The sequence below is a fragment of the Frateuria sp. Soil773 genome, assembly GCF_001428405.1.
Lineage (GTDB): Bacteria > Pseudomonadota > Gammaproteobacteria > Xanthomonadales > Rhodanobacteraceae > LMSL01.
The window spans coordinates 53,816-72,597 of record NZ_LMSL01000016.1 but is presented as its reverse complement, the minus strand read 5'-3'; the positions used below and the strand labels follow the sequence as shown (position 1 = coordinate 72,597).

Sequence of the window (18,782 nt, the reverse complement as noted above, 5' to 3'; positions counted from 1 at the left end):
GCGGAGCGCAGCGCCCGCGGAGCGATCCGCGGGCGTTGTCGCATCCGTCAATGCTCCAGCGCCGCGCGCAGCCGGGCCAGCAGCGCATCGCGCGCCGCCGCCGCATAGGGCTCGGCGCGGCCGCTGCCCCATACCGGCCCCGGCCATGCCGCGTCGCCCTCGCGGCGCGCCACCACGTGCACGTGGAGCTGGCGCACGATGTTGCCGAGCGCGCCCAGGTTGAGCTTGTCGCACGGGCCGGCGGCGCGCAGCGCGGCGCCGGCCCGGCTCGCTTCCTGCCACAGCGCGGCCTGATCCTGCGCGGCGAGGTCGGCGATCTCCACCATGCCGGCGCGGCGCGGCACCAGCACCAGCCAGGGAAAGCGCGCGTCGTCCATCAGGCGCAGCGTGCACAGCGGCAGCTCCGCCACCGGCACGGTGTCCGCGGCCAGCCGCGGGTCCAGCGCGAAGCCGGCGGCGCTCATTCGCCGGCCAGGTGGCGGGCGAAGAAATCCAGCGTGCGCTGCAAGGCGAGCTTCGCGCTGGCCTCGTCGTAGTGGCCGGGATCGATGTCGCGGTTGAAGGCGTGGCCGGTGGGATAGACGAACGTCTCCATCTGCGGCAGCAGCTCGCGGTGCTTCGCCACCATGTCCGGCGGGATGCCGGGGTCGTTCTCGCCGAAGTGGAACATCACCGGCGCCTTCGGCCGCTCGCCCAGGAAAGGCACGTTGCGCGCGCCGTAGTAGCTCACCGAGGGCAGGCCGAGCCGCAGCGCGCTGAGCAGGGCGACGGTGCCGCCCCAGCAATAGCCGACGGTGCCGATCCGGCCGGCCGAGGCGATCGCCTCGGCGGCGCTGGCGACGTCCTCGACGGCGCGGTCCAGCCCCAGTTCGCCGATCAACTGCCGTCCCTTGGCGTAGCCCGCCTCGTCGTAGCCCAGCTCGACGCCGCTTTCCAGGTGGTCGAAGAAGCTGGGGGCGATCGCGGTGTAGCCCGCCTCGGCAAAGCGGTCGGCGACGCTGCGGATGTGCGCGTTGACGCCGAAGATTTCCTGGATCACCACCAGGCCGCCCTTCGGTCGCCCCTGCGGCTGGGCGAGGTAGGCGCCGATGCACTGGGTGCCGGCGGTGGGGATGCTGATCTGCTGGCCCACGGTCTTTCCCGGTGGCGAAAAGCCCATTCTAGCCGCCCGGGAAAGGCCGGCCCGCTCACGTATAATTGCCGGTTTCCCGCATGTCTACGGTAGTGACGGCCATGTCGCAGGCTTCTCCCAAGATCGGTTTCGTCAGCCTCGGCTGCCCCAAGGCGCTGGTCGATTCCGAGCGCATCCTCACCCAGCTCAAGGTCGAGGGCTACGAGATCGTGCCCCGCTACGACGCGGCCGATGCGGTGGTGGTGAACACCTGCGGCTTCATCGACGCGGCGGTGCAGGAGTCGCTGGACGCGATCGGCGAGGCGCTGCATGAGAACGGCAAGGTGATCGTCACCGGCTGCCTGGGCAAGCGCTCGGAACTGATCCGCGAAGCCTATCCGGACGTGCTGTCGATCAGCGGCCCGCAGGACTACGCCAGCGTGATGGGCGCGGTGCACACGGCGATCCCGCCGAAGCGCAACCCGCTGCTGGACCTGGTGCCCGACACCGGCATCAAGCTGACGCCGAAGCACTACGCCTACCTGAAGATTTCCGAGGGCTGCAACCACCGCTGCAGCTTCTGCATCATCCCGTCGATGCGCGGCGACCTGGTGTCGCGCCCGGTGGACGAGGTGCTGGTGGAGGCCGAGAAGCTGGTCAAGGGCGGCGTGAAGGAACTGCTGGTGATCTCGCAGGACACCAGTGCCTACGGCGTGGACGTGAAGTACGCCGGGCGCGAGTGGCGCGGCAAGGCGTACCGCACGCGCATGACCGAGCTGTGCGAGGGCCTGTCCGAGCTGGGCGCGTGGACGCGGCTGCACTACGTCTATCCGTATCCGCACGTGGACGAGGTGATGCCGCTGATGGCGGCGGGAAAAATCCTGCCGTACCTGGACATCCCGTTCCAGCACGCCAGCCCGCGCATCCTCAAGCTGATGAAGCGCCCGGGCAACATCGACAAGACGCTGGAGCGCATCCGCAACTGGCGCAAGGCGGTGCCCGACCTCGCCATCCGCAGCACCTTCATCGTCGGCTTTCCCGGCGAGACCGACGCGGAGTTCGAGGAACTGCTCGACTTCCTGCGCGAGGCCGAGCTGGACCGCGTCGGCGCGTTCGCCTATTCGCCGGTGGAGGGCGCCAGGGCCAACGAGCTGCCCGACCCGGTCTCGGAGGAGCTGAAGGAAGACCGCCTCGAACGGTTCATGGCGGTGCAGGCGGAAATCTCCGCCGCCAAATTGCAGCGCAAGATCGGCCGCACCATCAAGGTGCTGGTGGACGAGGCCGATGCCGCGGGCGCGGTCGCGCGCTCCGCCGCCGATGCGCCGGAGATCGACGGCACGGTGCTGATCGCCGACGGCCAGAAGTTGCGGCCGGGGCAGTTCGTGGAGGTGGTGGTGGAAGCCGCCGACGAACACGACCTGCACGCGCGGCTGGCCCATCCGGCGCTGCAACTGGTCTAGGCATCCGCGCGATGCGCTACGTGGCGCCGCAGCGCGGCGAGGTCGATCCGCAGGTGTTCGACCGTCCGCCGCTGGCGTCGTGGCACGCGCATGCGGCGCTGCTGCGTTCGCCGGACTGGCCGGCGGTCGACGCGCTGAACGCCCTGTGGCCGGCGGATGCGCGCACGCGCTTCGCGGAGCAGGACCGCGGCTTGCTGGCCGACGGCCTGCACTACGAGCAGCGCATTGCCGAGACGGGGCGCATCGCCACCCGCGCCGGCAACTGGCACGACCTGTTCAATGCGCTGGTCTGGCTGCGCCATCCACGCCTGAAGCGGGCGCTGAACGCGCAGCAGGTGGACGAGCTGGCGCGCATGGGCTCCCGGCAGCGCTCGCGCCCGCAGTGCGCGATGACGCTGTTCGACGAATCCGGCTGCGTCGTGCTGCTGCGCGATCCCGCATTGCTGGCCTTGTGGGATGCGCACGACTGGCACGGGCTGTTCTGGCGCCGGCGGGAGGCATGGCTGGACGGTTCGGCCGACGTGGCGGTGTTCGGCCATGCCTTGCTGGAACACGCCCTGACGCCGGGCAAGCTGCTGGTCGGCAAGGCGCTGCCTTTCGTGTCGGCCGACGGCGACATGCGCCGCGCGCTCGACGCCTGCGCCGGCGCGATCGCCGCCGGCCGGCTGCTGCGCGACCCGCAGGAACTGCGCCCGCTGCCGCTGTCGGGCATGCCGGGATGGCATCCGGGCAACGACAGCGAGGCCTTCCACCGCATGGCGGCCTGCTACCAGCCGCGCCGGCCCGGCCGCTGCTATCCGCCGCCGCTGCGGCTGGACTGAACGGCGGGCGCGGGTTGCCGTTGCCGCCGATCGCGGTTATACAGCCGACTGGACGAAGGGCATTCGGGGGCGGACGGAAATGCCAACGTGCATGACCGGGAAGCGGCTGCCGCGCCGGCACGGCCGGGCTGTCCGGCTGTGGCTGCTGGCCGCCGGCCTGTGCCTGGCCGGCCTCGATGCCCGAGCCGCCGGACCCGATGCCGGACCCGACGCCTCCGCGATCCGCTTCGGCATCCTGCCGATCGGCAGCGCCGCGGAGTCGCGCGAACAGTGGCGCCCGCTGCTGGCCGACCTGGCTTCGCGGCTGGAGCATCCCGTCAGCACGGTCTCGGTCAGCAGCTACGCTGGCCTGTCCAATGCGATCTCCGGGCAGCGCGTGGACATCGCGTTCGTGTCCGGCCGGCTGGCGATCGAGGCGGTGACGCGCCAGCACATGCAGGTGGTCGCGCAGTTCGTGCGCAACGACGGCGTCGCCGGCAACGTGGCGATGCTGATCGTGCGCGACGGCGGCCCGATCCGCTCGCTGGACGACCTGCTCGCGCAGCCCGGGCGCTGGCGCTACGGCCGCGGCGAGCCGATGTCGGTGACCGGCTACGTGGCGCCGGAGGCCGAGGTGTTCGCGCCGCGCGGCCTCAACTCCGACACCTTCTTCGCCCGCGTGAGCGTGGCCAACCACCAGAACAACGCGCTGGCGGTGGTCAACCGCGAGGTCGACGTGGCCAGCAGCAACAATCCGGACCTCGACCTGTTCGGCCGCAACTTCCCGCGCGAGGCCGCGCAGATCAAGGTGATCTGGCGCTCGCGGCTGATTCCCTCCGGCGTGCTGATCGTGCGCGAGGGCATGGCCGAGCCGCTGCGCAGCCAACTGATCGCCTTCATGCGCGGCTACGGCAAGGCGCCGGGCGCCGCCGGCGAGCGCGAGCGGCAGAACCTGGCGCGGATTCCCGACCTGGCCGGTTTCGCACCCGCCGACGACCAGGTGCTGCGGCCTTTCATCGAGATGGAATTCACCCTGTTGCGCCAGCAGGCGCGCAACGGCCGCTGGGTCAGCGAGCAGGCGAAGCGGGCGCGGCTGGCGCAGATCGAGCGCGACTACCGCACGGCGCTGCGGCGGCTGCAGGGTGGCTGAACCGTGGCTGGCGCCGCGCCGTTGCAGGCATCCCTGCGGTGTTAGTCTCGACGGCCACGACCGTGATCCCGAGGAATTGCCGATGAAGATGCCGTCCCGCCTTCTTCGCATGCGTGTGCTGCTTCCGCTGCTCGCCGTGCTGGTGTCGATCGTGCCGCTGTGGGCGCAGGCGCAAGTCGCGGCGCCGGGCCTGCCCGAGGCCGACAAGCAGGCGATCGCCAGCTACAACCTCAACGAAGACGTGTTCAACCGCCTCGTCGCGGCCACCAAGGAGGCACGCGCGCAGGGCATCAAGCCGCAGCAGCCGCCGGCCAATGCCCAGGTGCACAACCTCGACGACCTCGCCAACCAGGCCGTCGGCAGCGACCCGCGGATCGCGCCGCTGATCAAGAAGCACGGCTTCACGCCGCGTGAATTCCTGCTGGCGAACATCGCGCTGATGAACGCGGCGCTGGTGGTGCAGTCGCGCAGCCAGCCGGAAATGGCGCAGTACATCGACCAGAGCAAGGTCAACAAGGCCAACGTGAGCTTCTACGAGGCGCACCAGTCGCAGATCGCCGCGTTGCAGTCGAGCGGCGGCGGCCAGTAGGAAAAGCAGCGGGGATGCCCGCCGCGTGCGGCGGGCATCAGTCCTCGTAGCCCACTTCGACGATGACGAACGCGGTGCGGCCGCCCGGCAGCTCGGCCTCGAATTCGTCGTCGACGCGTTTTTTCAGCACCGCGCGCGCCAGCGGCGAATCGATGCTGATCCAGCCGAGCTTCGCGTCGGTCTCGTCGGGGCCGACGATGCGGTAATGCAGGCTCTCGCCGCTGGCGAGGTTTTCCAGTTCGATGCGCGCGCCGAAGAACACCGCGTCGCGGTCGGCCGGCGCGCCCTCGGCCACCTTCAGCGACGGAATGCGCTTGCTGAGATAGCGCACGCGGCGGTCGATCTCGCCGAGCTGTTTCTTGCGGTAGGTGTACTCGGCGTTTTCCGAGCGGTCGCCTTCGGCCGCGGCGGCGGCCAGCGCCTTGACGACTTCCGGCCGCAGCGTATGCCACAGATGGTCGAGCTCGGCCTTCAGCCGCTCGAAGCCCGCGCGGGTGATGATCGCGGTCGAGGACGGCGAGGGAGGGCGCCAGCGGCTCACGGGCGCACCTGCGCGGGTCGCGGCCGGGCGAAGGGACGGCCGGGCGAGCCGCGAACGACTGGCGGCGGCAGTGCCACGCAATGGCATGGCGCCGCGCCGCGCGGCGGATGGCCGGTGCCGTCGGGTGCGTGCCGCGCGGACGGCGGGAGCGCCGCGACGTTTCCGTTCCGCCCCATGCCTTGCCCGCTCAGCGCTTGCCGCCGAAGATGCCGCCCAGCACGCCGCGCACGATCTGCTGGCCGAGGCGCGAACCCATCGTGCGCATCACCTGCTTGCCCATCGTCTCGATCATGCCCTGCCGGCGCTTGGTGCCGAGCAGCGCGTCGCGCACCGCCGAGCCCCAGCCGGAGGTGTTGTCGGCGGTGGCGCCGCTGGCGGCGGCGCCGTTCGCGGCGGCCGCCACGTCGGCGGCCTTGTCGCCGGCGCGCTTGGCGAGCATCTCGGCGGCCGATTCGCGGTTCACCGCGGTGTCGTACTTGCCGCCCACCGGCGAGCGCTGGCGCACGGTGGCGCGCTCGGCCTCGGTGATCGCGCCGATGCGGCAGCACGGCGAGGTCACCAGCACCCGCTCCACCGGCGCCGGCACGCCGCCGTCGCCCAGCGTGGAGGCGAGCGCCTCGCCGACGCCGAGCTTGGTGATCGCCTCGGTCACGTCGATCTTCGGGTTGGCGACGAAGGTCTCGGCGGCCGCCTTGACCGCCTTCTGGTCGCGCGGGGTGAACGCGCGCAGCGCATGCTGCACGCGGTTGCCGAGCTGGCCCAGGATCACCCCGGGCACGTCGTCCGGGTTCTGCGAACAGAAGTACACGCCCACGCCCTTGGAGCGGATCAGCCGCACCACCTGCTCGACGCGCTGCTGCAGCGCCGGCGGGCAGTCGTCGAACAGCAGGTGCGCCTCGTCGAAGAAGAACACCAGCTTGGGCTGGTCCAGGTCGCCCACCTCGGGCAACTGCTCGAACAACTCCGACAGCAGCCACAGCAGGAAGGTGGAATAGAGCTTCGGCTTCATGATCAGCTGGTCGGCGGCGAGCACGTTGATGACGCCGCGGCCGCTCATGTCCTGGCGCATGAGGTCGGCCAGTTCCAGCGCCGGTTCGCCGAAGAACCGGTCGGCGCCATCCTGCTCCAGCTTCAGCAGCGCGCGCTGGATCGCGGCGATGCTCTGCGAACCGATCAGGCCGTAGTGGGTGGAGATGTCCTTGGCGTTTTCCGCGGCGAAGGTCAGCATGCCGCGCAGGTCGGCCAGGTCGAGCAGCAGCAGGCCCTGGTCGTCGGCGACCTTGAAGATCACCTCCAGCACGCCTTCCTGGGTGTCGTTCAACTCCAGCACGCGGCCGAGCAGGGTGGGGCCCATCTCGCTGATCGTCGCGCGCACCGGGTGGCCGAGCTTGCCGTAGATGTCCCAGAACACCACCGGGTTGGCCTGCGGCTTCCAGCCGGTCAGCTTCAGCTTTTCCAGGCGCGCCTTCAGCTTCTCGCCGGGCTCGCCGGCGGCCATCGCCAGGCCGGCCAGGTCGCCCTTGGCGTCGGCCAGGAAGCACGGCACGCCCAGCCGCGAGAAGCCCTCGGCCAGCACCATCAGCGACACCGACTTGCCGGTGCCGGTGGCGCCCGCGATCATGCCGTGGCGGTTGCCGTAGCGGGGATCGAGGGTGACGCTGGTGCTGTCGTTGCGGCCGATCAGAATGTCAGTCATGGGCGCGTTCCGTCCGGTGGTGGCCGGGCGATTGTAGCCAACCCCCGCCGCGCTGTTGCCTGCCGCCGCGCGTTTGGCATCGCGGGCCGGGCATGCGTTATGGTGGTCGTTTCCCGTACGCGAAAACCGAACCATGCCGTCCTGCCCGTCCGCCCGTTTCCTGCGTCTCGCTCCTTTGGCCGTCGCCCTGGGCCTGGGCGCCTGCGCCAGCGCCGGCGGCGCCAGGCCGTCGGCCGGGGTCAACGCCCTGTACGCCCAGCTCGACCAGGCCAGCAAGGGCTACGAGACCGCGTTGCAGCAGGCGCGCGAGGGCAACGGCGAGGCGTCGGACAAGACCCTGGTGGCCGCGCTGGACCAGCTCAAGAACGCGGCCGCGCAGTGCGGCAACACGCCCGGCTGCGACCCGCAGCGGTTCTTCTCGGTGTTCGACCGCCTGCTGCGGCTGAAGGACGGCAGCTTCTTCGCCGGCGACGACATGGACACGCCGGACAACGCGCCCGAAGGCAGCAGCAGCGGCAAGACCGGCGCGGCGAGCCTGCCGCAGGCGCAGCGCAGCGTGACCCTGCTGCGCGGGCAGAAGCTGTCCGAGCTGATCGCGATGAACGGGCCGGTGAAGGCGGCGCTGGAGATGTGGCTGACCCAGTGGCGCTCCAACCTGGTGGATACCTGGGTGAACTACCAGTTCATGCGCTACGAGATGTGGCCGCAGTACGAGAAGGCCGACCTGCCCGAGGCGCTGCTGTTCGGCATCATGGCGAAGGAGTCCGGCGGCAAGGTGCACGCGGTGTCGCGCTCGGGCGCGGCCGGCCCGCTGCAGTTCATGTACGCCACCGGCATGCGCTTCGGCCTGACCAGCGACAGCGGCTTCGACACGCGCTTCGACCCGGCGCAGTCCGCGCGCGCGAATGCCGCCTATCTCAACGAGCAGTTGGAGATCTTCAACAACAACCTCGAACTCAGCCTGGGCGCCTACAACGGCGGCGAGGGACGCATGCGGCGCATGGTCGGCGCGGATACGTCGGTGAGCTTCTACGACCCGAAGATCTACAGCCAGCTCTCGCAGGAAACCCGCGAATACGTGCCGGCGGTGCTGGCGGCGGCCTGGCTGTTCCTGCATCCGGACAGCTACAACCTGCGCTTCCCCAAGATCAACGGCGCGCCCGGCCGGGTCACCCTGAAGCGCCCGGCTTCGATCTCCGAGCTGACCGTCTGCCTGGGCTCCGCCGGCGGCATGACCGACGGCTGGTTCCGCACCCTGCGCAACCTCAACCCGCGGCTCGACCCGCAGGCGACCCAGCCGGCCGGCAGCCTGCTGGTCGTGCCCAAGCAGCTCGAAAAGGCCTACGCCTCGCGCTGCGTGGACGGCCCGTGGCCGATCCTCGCCAACGACCTGCACACCGCGGTGATCCCGGTGGTGACACCCACGGCGCCTCCGCCCGCGCCGCCCGCCCGCAGCAGCCGCACGGTCAGCTACAAGGTGAAGCGCGGCGAGACGCTGACCAGCATCGTGCGCAAGCACGGCTGCTCCAGCGTCGAGGCGGTGGCGAAGCTCAACGGCATGCGTACGCACCACCTGAAGATCGGCGAGACGATCCGGTTGCCGAGTTGCCGCTGAGGCGGGGAGGGTTTTCGGGATTCGGCGGTATCTGCACTGGCACCGGCTCGTCATCCCGACCCATGGCCGTCATCCCAGCGAAAGCTGGGATCCAGTGGCTTTGGGATTGTCGAAGCAAGGCGCTGGATTCCAGCTTTCGCTGGAATGACGCCGCGTGGGTTTGGTGGGTTTGCGGGTGATTCGGTCTGGAACGGCCCTGAGCGATACCAAGACGGATGAGCCGTGAGTCGCGCTGCTCCGCGCCGTCATTCCAGCGAAAGCTGGGATCCAGCGATTTTGGGCCATCGAAGCGAAGGCACTGGATTCCGGCTCGACCAGCCCTTCGGCTGTTGAAAGGCGCCTCGCTGGAATGACGCCGGGGCAGGGCAGGCAAGGTCCGCTGCTCGCGCCATACCGTCATCCCAGCGAAAGCTGGGATCCAGCGACTTGGGGGCCATCGAAGCGAAGGCACTGGATTCCGGCTTGACCGGGCCCTGCGGCCATTGGTCGCTGGAATGACGCCGTGGCGGGGTAGGCGAGGTCCGCTGCGTGAATGCCATGGGAGCCAGTGCCCCAAAAAAGACCCCGGCCTGAACCGGGGTCAACGCTTTGCCAAGCATCGGGACAGGCGTGCCGGAGCGCCGTTGCGCCAGGCCAGCCGGCGCAACGAGTGTTTCCTCAGGGCGAGTAGGTCCCCAGCACGCTGACACCGCTGAACCGTTTCTCGCCGACGATGCGGACGTAGTAGGTGCCGGCTTGCGGTGTGCGGACGACGACGGTCTCGTTGTTGCCGAGGCGCACGGACTGGTAGTCGTGGCTGGCGGCGTCCGGCGCGCGGCCGAGGCCGACGTACAGCGAGACGTCGCCCATGCCGCCGAAGCTGCGCAGGCTCAGGTTGCGCGCGCCGGCGGGCACGTCCAGGGTGAAGGTGAGGCTTTCGCCGGCGGCGCCGTACTGGTTGCCCAGCGCGACGCCGTTGCTCAGCGTGGTGGCCTGATCGCCGCCGTCGTCGCCCAGCGCCAGGTCGATCGCCGCGGCGGCATCGACGATGCCCGGGCCGATCGGTGTGCTGCTGGACGGGACCTTGGGAAACTTGCGCACGCTGTCGACCAGGAGCTGGCGCACCTGCGCCGGGGTCGGCGCGTCCATGCCGGCGTTGCGCATGGCGTCGAGCACCAGCGCCACGGTGGCAGTGACGTGCGGGGTCGCCTGCGAGGTGCCGGCCATGCCGCCGAAGTAGACGTAGCCGTCGCCGACGTCGTCGGCGGGCGTGGTGGCGCCGCTGTTGACCAGCGACCACACGAAGCCGTCGTCGCGCGGCGAGCCGCCGCTGCACATGCCGGTACCCGGATCGGGCAGGTTGTCGTCGGGGCAGATGCCGCCGCCGGGCGCGGCCAGCGCCACCGCCGTGCCGAAGTTGGAGTACTCCGCCTTGCCGCCGTCGATGCCGGTGGCGCCCACCGCGATGGCGCCCGGGCAGCTCGCCGGCGAGTAGTTCGCGGTGTTGGAGCCGTCGTTGCCGGCGGCCACCACCACGCTGGTGCCCAGGTCGTTGGCCTGCTTGATCGCCGTGGCGAACAGCGAGTCGGAGTAGCAGTAGCCGCCGCCGCCCAGGCTCATGTTGATCACCTGCGCCGGATGGGGGTTGTCCGGCACGCCGTCGACGTGGCCGCCGGCCGCCCACACGATGGCGTCGGCGATGTCCGAGGTGGGGCCGCCGCAGTGGCCCAGCACGCGCACCGGCAGCACCTTGGCCTTGCCGGCGATGCCGGCCAGCGCCACGCCGTTGTCGGTGAGCGCGGCGATGGTGCCGGCGACGTGGGTGCCGTGCCAACTGCTGTCTTCCGCGGGTGAGCCGTTGCCGCAGGCGCCGGCCGCGGTCCAGTCGCCCAGGTCCCAGCCGCCCGCCGCGCGGCCGTCGGCGGCGCGGCCGGAATAGTCCTTGCCGCTGAGGAAGTCGTAGCCGGCGTCGCCGAGCGAATAGTCGATGTCGGCGTTGCGGGTCAGGCCGGTGTCGAGCACCGCCACGGTGACGCCGTCGCCGTCGGCGAGCCGCCACGCGGCCGGCGCGTTGACGCCGCCGGTGGCGCTGAAGAAGTCCCACTGGTACTGCGCGTACTTCGAGTCGCTGGGCGGGTCCTGCGGGAACGCCGCCGGCCGCGCCGCCGCGCTGCGCACGGCCGGCGTGCGCATGCCGCCGATCGCATGCATCACCACGTCGGGCTCGACGAACCGCACCGCCGGGTCGCTGGCGATCTCGCGCATCAGCACCGCCGCCTCGGCGTCGCTGAGCTTGCGCGTGGTCTGCACGAGATCGGCACCCACGGCCAGCTTGCGCCGGTAGTTCACGCCGAGCGCCGGCAGCGCCTGGCCGTTCAGGGTGCGCACCGGCTTGGCGAGGCCGCTGCGGGCGATCGCCGTGCCCACGTTCTGCAGCACGGCGGCGCGGTTGCCCCGCTCGGCGCTGCCCGGCCGGTAGGTGACGATGAAGCGGTCGTAGCTGTGGCCTTGCTGCAGGCCGCCCACGCTGAAGCGCGCGGCGGCGGGCGTGCCGGCGGGCGTGGCCGCCAGCGCGCAGGCCGGCATCGCCAGGGCCAGGGCGGCGCCGAGTGCGCCGAGGCGCAGGAACCGACGGGATGTCTTCATGTATTGCTCCCCACTTCGTTCGGGTTGGATGGATGGCCGCGTGCCGGAGGCCGCGGCCGGGATGCGGAAGGAACCGGCCCTCACCAGCTGAAGCCGCCGCCGACGCCGACCGTGCTCTCGCTGCCGGACACCGAGGCGCCGATGGAGACACTGGCGCGGTTGGCGTTGAAGGCGCGCTGGTAGCCCACCGACAGCGCCGACTGCCCGCCGTAGCTGCCGGCGCCGACGCCGATGCGGTTGTCGCCGGCCAGGCCGGAGGTGTTGGCGGTCATCTGCGCCATCGCCGTGCCCATCGCGCCGACCCGGTCCAGCCGCCGGTTGACGGTGTGGAAGCGGTCGTCGACCTGGCTGCGGAAGGCGTCGAAGTCGCTGCTGCTGACCGCGTTGCCGAATTTCTGGTCGGTGTATTTCTTGGCGTTGTCCAGGGTGGTCTTGTCGCCGGCGTCGGCGTAGGTCTTGGCGGTGGCGAGCGCTTCGTCCACCTGGCCGACGTTGGCCGCGTCGGTGGCGGCGGTGCCGCTCGCCACGTTGGTCACGCGGCGCTGGTTGCCGGCGCTGCCGACCGACACCGTATTGGCCTCGGTCGCCACCGAACCGGCGCCGAGCGCCACCGCGTTGTCGGCGCCGGCCTGCACCTGCGCGCCCTGGCCCAGGGCGGTGCCGCCGGCGGCGTCCGAACGGCTGGCCTGGCCGACCGCCGTGCCGGAAGCCTTCGAGACGGCGCTGTCCGCGCCGATCGCGACGGCGTTGGTGGCGAGGGTGTCGGTCACCTGCGCGTTCGCGCCGAGCGCGGTGCTGCCGTCGGCGGCGATGTGCGCGCCGTTGCCCACGGCGGTGTCGCGTCCGTCCCGGGCGTGGCTATCGTTGCCGATCGCCAGGCCGTCGCCGCTGCCGCCGGGCGCGTTGTGGCCGTTGCCGTTGCCGCCGTTCCGCTCCAGCGCGCCGACGCGGCCGCCGAGCGCGCTGACCGCGCCGTCGAGCGCGCCGAGCGCGTCGCCGACGTTGAAGTAGCTGCTGCCCTGGATGGCGAAGCTGGGCGTGCCGATCAAACCGTTCGGCCCCATCGAGATGCCGCCGCCGATGGTCGCCGCCAGCGACTTGAACTGCTCGACGTTGACCGCCTCGCCGTTCTGCGTGCCGGCGGCGAGGTTGGCGATCACCGTGCCGTCGCCGCCGCCCAGGGTGACGCGGCCCTTGTCGCTGCCACTGTCGTAGCTCACCACCGCCACGGCGTTGCCGTCGCCGTCGACGAGGCCGGCATCCTTGAGCTGGGCGAGGTTCACCGCATCGGTGTCCTCGGTGCCGGCGGCGACGTGGGTGATCTGGCGGTCGATGGCTTTGACCGGCGCCTTCAACTGGCCATCGTGGGTGCGCGCCGGCGAGCCCACCGAGACGGTGTTGGGGCGGTCGGCGTAGGAGTCGGCGCCCAGCGCCACCGAGTTCTCCGCGCCGGGCGCCACCTCGCTGCGGGTGCCGAGCGCGAGGCCGCCGGTGGGGAAGGCGATGCTGTTCCAGCCCAGCGCCATGCTCTGGTTGCCGCCGGCGGCGGAGATGCCGCCGAGGGCGAGGCTGCCGTCGCCGCCGGTGATCGCCATTTCGCCGAGCGCGACGCTGCGCGCGGCGCCGGCCTTGGCGTTGGCACCGATGGCGACGCCGAGCACCTCGTAGGCGCGCGCCTGGCTGCCCATGGCGATGCTGCGGTCGCCGCGCGCGGTGCTGGCCGGCCCCACGGCCACGGCGCCGTCGCCGCTGGCCTCGGAGGTCATGCCGACCGCCACCGTCGCATAGTTGGTGGCATGTGCCGCCGTGCCGATCGCGGTGCTCTCCTTGCCGCTGGCCTGGGTCGACCAGATCTCGTGTTCCCAGGTGGTGCCGTTGACCACTTCCATCTGGCCGCCGACGGCGACCGCGCTCTGCCCGGTGGCCTGGCTGCCGACGCCATAGGCGGTGCTCCACTTCGCGCCGGCGACGCTGCCGTAGCCGGCGGCGGTCGCCAGGTCGCCCAGGGCGAACGCGCCGCTGCCGAAGGCCGAGGCGCCGTAGCCGGCGGCGAAGGCGGCGGAACCGAGCGCGGTGCCGTAGTCGCCGAGCGCCTGCGCATCGTCGCTGCCGTCGCCGGCGCCGTTGGCGGCGAGGTAGTGGCTGGCGCTGCCGACGCTGTCGGACAGCGCGTCGAGCTGGGCGAGGTTCACCGCGTCGGTGGCTTCGGTGCCGGCGGCGACGTGGGTGATCTGGCGGTCGAGGGCCGCCACCGATTCGGGGAACTGGCCGTCGTGCGTGCGCGCCGGCGTGCCCACCGATACCGCGTTCGGCCGGTCGGCATAGGAGAAGTTGCCCAGCGCCACCGCGTTCTCCATGCCGGCGGCGACCTCGCTGTTGGCGCCCAGCGCCAGCCCGCCGGCGGCGCCCGGGAGGACCAGGCTGTTCCAGCCCAGCGCCACGCCCTGCACGGCGCCGGTGGCCGACAGGCCGCCGAAGGCGAGGCTCTCGGTGGCGTCGGCGACGGCCATGCCGCCCATCGCGATGGTGCGGTCGCCGCGCGCCTCGGACCAGTTGCCGAGCGCGGTGCTGAACACGCCGCGCGCGCGCGCCTGGCCGCCGATCGCCACGCTCTGGTCGCCGCGCGCGGTGCTGGCCTGGCCCAGCGCCGTCGAGCTTTCGCCGCTGGCTTCGGACACCACGCCGAGCGCGGTGCTGCCGTACTGGGTCGCGTGGGCGGCGGTGCCGATGGCGGTGCTTTCCTGGCCGCTGGCCTCGGTGGACCAGGTCTTTTCTTCCCAGGTGCTGCCGTCGATCACGGTCATCTGGCCGCCGACGGCGACCGCGCTCTGCCCGGTGGCCTGGCTGCCGACGCCGTAGGCGGTGCTCCACTTCGCGCCGGCGACGCTGCCGTAGCCGCCGGCGGTCGCCAGCTCGCCCAGCGCGGACGCGCCGCTGCCGAAGGCCGAGGCGCCGGTACCCGCGGCGGAAGCGCCCGCGCCGAGCGCGGTGGCGTGCTCGCCCGACGCCTGTGCATCGTCGCTGCCGTCGCCGGCGCCGTTGGCGGCGAGGTAGTGGCTGGCGCTGCCGACGATGTCGGACAACGCGTCGAGCTGGGCGAGGTTCACCGCGTCGGTGGCCTCGGTGCCGGCGGCGACGTGGGTGATCTGGCGCGTTTCGGGGAAGCCGTCGATGTTCTCGCCGGCACCGACCGATACCGCGTTGGCGCGGTCGGCCACCGAGCCCGTGCCCAGCGCCACGCTCTGGTCGGCCAGCGCGAAGGCGTAGTAACCGAGCGCGGTAGCGCCTTCCGCATTGGCGAACGAGAGGCCGCCGAGCGCGCTCGAACGGCGCGCATTGGCCATGGCCGATTCGCCGACCGAGGTGGCGCTGGTTTCGGTGGCGAAGGCGTTCCAGCCCAGCGCGGTGGCGTACATCCCGGTGGCCTGCGCGGCGTTGCCGAAGGCGGAGGAGAAGTCGCCCGCGGCTTTGGTGGCGACGTGGCCGAGCACGCGGCCCGCCGGACGGCTGCCGCCGACGGCGGTGCTTTCCACGCCGGAGGCCTGCGCCGATTCGCCGAGCGCGACGCTGTTGTCGCCGGAGGCATTGGCGCGCGAGCCGGCCGCGGTCGCCCACAGGCCGGAGGCGCTCGATGCCGCGCCTAGCGCGGTGGCGAGGTCGCCGCCCGCCTGCGCGCCGGCGCCGAACGCGCTGGCCGCGCTGCCGCCGGCCGCGGTGCCGCCTGCCAGCGTCACGCGCTGCTGGGTCTCCGGGTCGAGGTAGTCGTAGTCGAGCTGGCCGCCGACCGCACTGGCGGAGTCGGCCGTGGCGAGCGCGCCCGCGCCGACCGCGGTGGCGTCCGTGCCCGCGGCCTGGCTGCCGGCGCCGTAGGCGGTGGCGCGCGGCGCGTTGGCGCTGCTGCCGTAGCCGGCGGCAGTGGCCTGCTCGCCCAGGGCGAACGCGCCGCTGCCGAGCGCCGCGGCGCCGGTGCCCACCGCGTAGGCGGTGCTGCCGAGCGCGAGCGCGTCGTCGCCCTCGGCGTCGGCATCGGCGCCGGCCGCCACGCTGCGCGCGCCGGCGGCCAGGCTGCGCGCGCCTAGCGCGGCGCTGTCCTTGCCGCTGGCGTCGCTCAGCGCGCCGGCCGCCAGGCTGTAGTCGCCCTCGGCGCCCGCGCCGGGGCCGAACGCGGCGGCGGCCAGGCCGCCGGCATAGGTGCGGTAGTCGAGGCCGCCATAGGGCACCGCGTTGCCCACCGCGACGCTGTACGTGCCGTCGGCCTGGCTGTAGACGCCGGCGGCGAGGCTGGCCGCGCCCTGCGAGGTGGCGTTCCAGCCCAGTGCGCTGCTCAGTTCGCCGATCGCCTGGCTGTTCACGCCGCTGGCGAGGCTGCCTTCGCCGGAGGCTTTCGCCAGGGTGCCCAGCGCGGTGCTCTGCACGCCGCTGGCGTGCGCGGCGCCGCCCAGCGCCGTGCTGTAGTCGGCCTCGGAGAATGTTTCATCGCCGAGCGCGGTGGAGTAGTTGCCGTCGCTGCGCGCGCCCGCGCCCACGGCGGTGGAGTGCGCGCCCATGGAGCGGGTGTTGACGAAGCCGAGGAAGGAGTCGAAGGCGCCGCCGATCGCCACGCTGGCCTCGCCGCCGGCGTGGGCGCGGCCGCCCATCGCGATCGCGCCGCGTTCGGACGAGGTGGCGAACTCGCCCAGCGCCACGCTCCATTCGCCGCCGGCCAGTGCGTTGTGGCCGGCGGCGAGCGCGCCGTAGACGTCGGCGACGCTGCCCCAGCCCAGCGCGGTGGCGTACTGCGCCGCAGCCTGGCTCTGCGCGCCGAGCGCGGTGCTGGAAGCGCCGCTGGCCTGGGCGGCGGTGCCCAGCGCGATGGCGCTGTCGTCGCTGGCGGCGCTGTCGCGGCCGATGGCGATGCTGTCGGCGCCGTCGGCGCGGCTGCCGCGGCCGAGCGCGCTGGCGTCCTGCCCGGTGGCGCGCGCGTCGTAGCCGTTGGCGATGCTGTAGTTGCCGGTGGCCTGGCTCTTGTAGCCGATGGCGTTGGCATAGTCGCCGGAGGCGAGCGAGCGGTTGCCGAAGGCGGTGGCGTATTCGCCGGTGGCGGCGGCGAGGGCGCCGCAGGCGAACGCGCTGCTGGCCGCGGTGGGGCCGGTGCCGGGGGCGAAGGTGCCGCTGCAGACGTCGGCGCGTGCGGGCGGCGCGGCGAGCGCCAGCGCGACCGCGCAGGACAGCGCGCCGGCCGCCGCGATGGCGCGGCGCGGCCGGCCGCCGCCGTGGCGGGCGCCCCTGGCGGCCCTCGCCAGTTCCGAGGCGACGACGAGCGCGCCCAACGCTGCGTTCCAGACCTTGCTGTGGATGGTGTTCATGCTGCTCCCCGAGAGTGGTCGATGGCCGTGCGGCCGGTGGCTGCGGAACCGGTGAGTGCGCAGGGAGCGGCGTGCCTCCCCGCCGATGGCGCGCGCGGCCGGCGGCCGCGGCGCGTGCAACATCGAGAGCGCCGAACGTAGGGCGGAGCGCGTGCACGGTCACGCGCAAGTGCTCGCCGATCCTCACATTTGCTCACCATGGAGGGGCGGGCTAGAGTCGGGCGTCCGGGCGGCCAAAGGCTGCGCGGCAACGCGCGGTCTCATCGGGGTGGCCGGCGTACGTTGCGTGGGGTATCGGTAATGTGGCGACGTGTCGTGGGTTGGTTGGGCCGGGTCGAGGTGGCCGATCCGGTCGACAGGCGCAACGCGCCGTTCTTCCAGGTGCTGATGGCGATGATGGGCACCCTGGTGGTGCTCAACTGGGCCTATCTGCAGTTCGTGGTCGGGCTGCCCAAGCGCGCCGGCGGCATGGTCGACCTGGCGATGAGCCTGGTCACCGCGGCGGTGGCCTGGTGCTCGTTCGCGATGGTGCGGCGCGGCCGCTTCCGCGGTGCGGTGAAGCTGTTCCTGTGGGCGGAGGTCGTGTCCCAACTGATCGCCTACGCGGCAGTCGGGCTGCACGGCCAGTTGTCCGACCCGACCATCCCGGTACTCACCGTGGTGCTAGGCGGCCTGATGCTGGGCCGGCGCACGCTGTGGCTGATGTTCGCGCTGCTGATGGCGATCTTCGGCGCCGGCGCGGCCACCGACGCGCTGCGCTTCGCCGCCGCCGGCGACGACTGGGTGCGCGGCATCAGCAACATCCCGCACATCGTGCTGCGCTACCTGGTGATCACCGTGGTCATCGACCGCTGCGTGGCGGCGCTGCGCGAGAGCCTGGACGAATCAGTCAGCCGCGGCCGCGCGCTGACCGCGCTGAACGACCAGTTGCGCCACGAGATGGGCGAGCGCGAGCGCGCGCAGGCGCAGCTCATCCACGCGCAGAAGATGGAAGCGGTAGGCCGGCTTGCCGGCGGCATCGCGCACGATTTCAACCACGTGCTGAGCGTGGTGCTGGGCTACGCCGGCCAGCGCGAGCGGCTGGCCCGCGACGGCGCGGGCGCCATGCTGCGCGCGATGGAGGGCATCGAGACGGCGGCGCGGCGCGGCGCCGCGATCTGCCGCAAGCTGCTCGGTTTCAGCCGCCAGGACGTGGTGCGGCCGGATGTGTTCGACGCCGGGCAGGCGCTGCGCGAGCTGGAACCGATGCTGCGGCAACTGTTCGACGCCTCGCCGGTGGCGGTCTCGCTGGCGCTCGCCGAGGCGGAGCTGCCGATCCGCTTCGACCGCGGCCAGTTCGACCTGATGGTGCTCAACATCGCGGCCAACGCGCGCGACGCGATGCCGGCCGGCGGCGGTTTCGCCGTGCAGGCCGGCCCGCTGGCGGACGGCGGCGTCGAGATCGTGCTGCGCGACGACGGCCACGGCATGACGCCGCAGGTGAGCCGGCGCATCTTCGAGCCGTTCTACACCACCAAGTCGGCCGGCAGCGGCACCGGGCTCGGGCTGTCGATCGTGCGCGACCTGGTCGGCCAGGCCGGCGGCAGCATCGCGGTGGAGAGCGCGCCGGAGCGCGGCTCGACCTTCATCGTGCGCCTGCCGGCAGTCGCTGCGGATTTCGCGGAGCGCGCGGCCTGATCCGCGCTTTGGCGTTGGAGCCTGTTCAAAGGCTCCTATCCCCTACGAAGCGTCATCCCGGCGGCTTTCAACGGCCGCAGGGCCGGCCAAGCTGGGATCCAGTGCCTTTAGGTTTTGGGGAAGGGGAAGTCGCTGGATGACCAGCCCTTCGGCTGTTGAAAGCGTCTTCTGCC

At 72.1% G+C, this 18,782-nt stretch carries 12 protein-coding genes; 6 read left to right on the top strand and 6 right to left on the bottom strand.

Annotated features, from left to right (window positions below):
* Window positions 1–47 precede the first annotated feature (47 nt).
* Together ASG87_RS07645 and ASG87_RS07640 are read right to left on the bottom strand one after the other, a co-directional pair.
* Window positions 48–464, bottom strand: a complete 417-nt coding sequence (locus tag ASG87_RS07645; protein ID WP_056003271.1) for an HIT domain-containing protein — start codon at window positions 462–464, stop codon at window positions 48–50.
* Window positions 461–1,114: a dienelactone hydrolase family protein gene (locus ASG87_RS07640; protein WP_235499591.1), complete on the bottom strand. Its 654-nt coding sequence runs from the start codon at window positions 1,112–1,114 to the stop codon at window positions 461–463. The genes ASG87_RS07645 and ASG87_RS07640 overlap by 4 nt, the downstream gene beginning before the upstream one ends.
* A 119-nt stretch (window positions 1,115–1,233) precedes the next feature.
* Between ASG87_RS07640 and rimO the strand changes: the two genes are divergently transcribed.
* From rimO to ASG87_RS07620, 4 genes are all read left to right on the top strand, one after another.
* Window positions 1,234–2,571 carry a 30S ribosomal protein S12 methylthiotransferase RimO gene (rimO, locus tag ASG87_RS07635; RefSeq protein ID WP_056003268.1) on the top strand — a complete coding sequence of 446 codons (1,338 nt, stop codon included), beginning with the start codon at window positions 1,234–1,236 and terminating at the stop codon, window positions 2,569–2,571.
* Between the two features lie 11 nt (window positions 2,572–2,582).
* Window positions 2,583–3,392: a DUF3025 domain-containing protein gene (locus tag ASG87_RS07630; protein WP_056003264.1), complete on the top strand. Its 810-nt coding sequence runs from the start codon at window positions 2,583–2,585 to the stop codon at window positions 3,390–3,392.
* Between the two features lie 91 nt (window positions 3,393–3,483).
* Window positions 3,484–4,521, top strand: coding sequence for a phosphate/phosphite/phosphonate ABC transporter substrate-binding protein (gene phnD / locus ASG87_RS07625; protein ID WP_082582826.1), 1,038 nt, complete (start codon window positions 3,484–3,486; stop codon window positions 4,519–4,521).
* Between the two features lie 82 nt (window positions 4,522–4,603).
* Entirely contained in the window at window positions 4,604–5,110 is a 507-nt protein-coding gene (locus tag ASG87_RS07620) for a hypothetical protein (RefSeq protein ID WP_157510946.1), read from the top strand.
* A 37-nt stretch (window positions 5,111–5,147) separates the two neighbouring features.
* Here ASG87_RS07620 and greB read toward each other — a convergent pair whose 3' ends face one another.
* Window positions 5,148–5,651: a transcription elongation factor GreB gene (gene greB / locus ASG87_RS07615; RefSeq protein WP_056003258.1), complete on the bottom strand. Its 504-nt coding sequence runs from the start codon at window positions 5,649–5,651 to the stop codon at window positions 5,148–5,150.
* A 187-nt stretch (window positions 5,652–5,838) separates the two neighbouring features.
* The gene (locus tag ASG87_RS07610; RefSeq protein WP_056003255.1) at window positions 5,839–7,347 is read right to left on the bottom strand and encodes a helicase HerA-like domain-containing protein; all 1,509 of its coding nucleotides are present in this window, start codon (window positions 7,345–7,347) and stop codon (window positions 5,839–5,841) included.
* Window positions 7,348–7,480: 133 nt separating this feature from the next.
* Between ASG87_RS07610 and ASG87_RS07605 the strand changes: the two genes are divergently transcribed.
* Entirely contained in the window at window positions 7,481–8,962 is a 1,482-nt protein-coding gene (locus tag ASG87_RS07605) for a transglycosylase SLT domain-containing protein (protein WP_056003252.1), read from the top strand.
* A 657-nt stretch (window positions 8,963–9,619) separates the two neighbouring features.
* Here the strand turns inward: ASG87_RS07605 and ASG87_RS07600 are convergent.
* Together ASG87_RS07600 and ASG87_RS07595 are read right to left on the bottom strand one after the other, a co-directional pair.
* Complete coding sequence (locus ASG87_RS07600; RefSeq protein ID WP_056003249.1) at window positions 9,620–11,587, bottom strand: S8 family serine peptidase; 1,968 nt, start codon at window positions 11,585–11,587, stop codon at window positions 9,620–9,622.
* 80 nt (window positions 11,588–11,667) lie between these two features.
* Window positions 11,668–16,932 (bottom strand): ESPR-type extended signal peptide-containing protein, encoded by a 5,265-nt coding sequence (locus tag ASG87_RS07595; protein ID WP_056003246.1) that lies wholly within the window; start codon window positions 16,930–16,932, stop codon window positions 11,668–11,670.
* Window positions 16,933–17,232: 300 nt separating this feature from the next.
* Between ASG87_RS07595 and ASG87_RS07590 the strand changes: the two genes are divergently transcribed.
* Window positions 17,233–18,609: an ATP-binding protein gene (locus ASG87_RS07590; protein ID WP_162258331.1), complete on the top strand. Its 1,377-nt coding sequence runs from the start codon at window positions 17,233–17,235 to the stop codon at window positions 18,607–18,609.
* Window positions 18,610–18,782 lie beyond the last annotated feature (173 nt).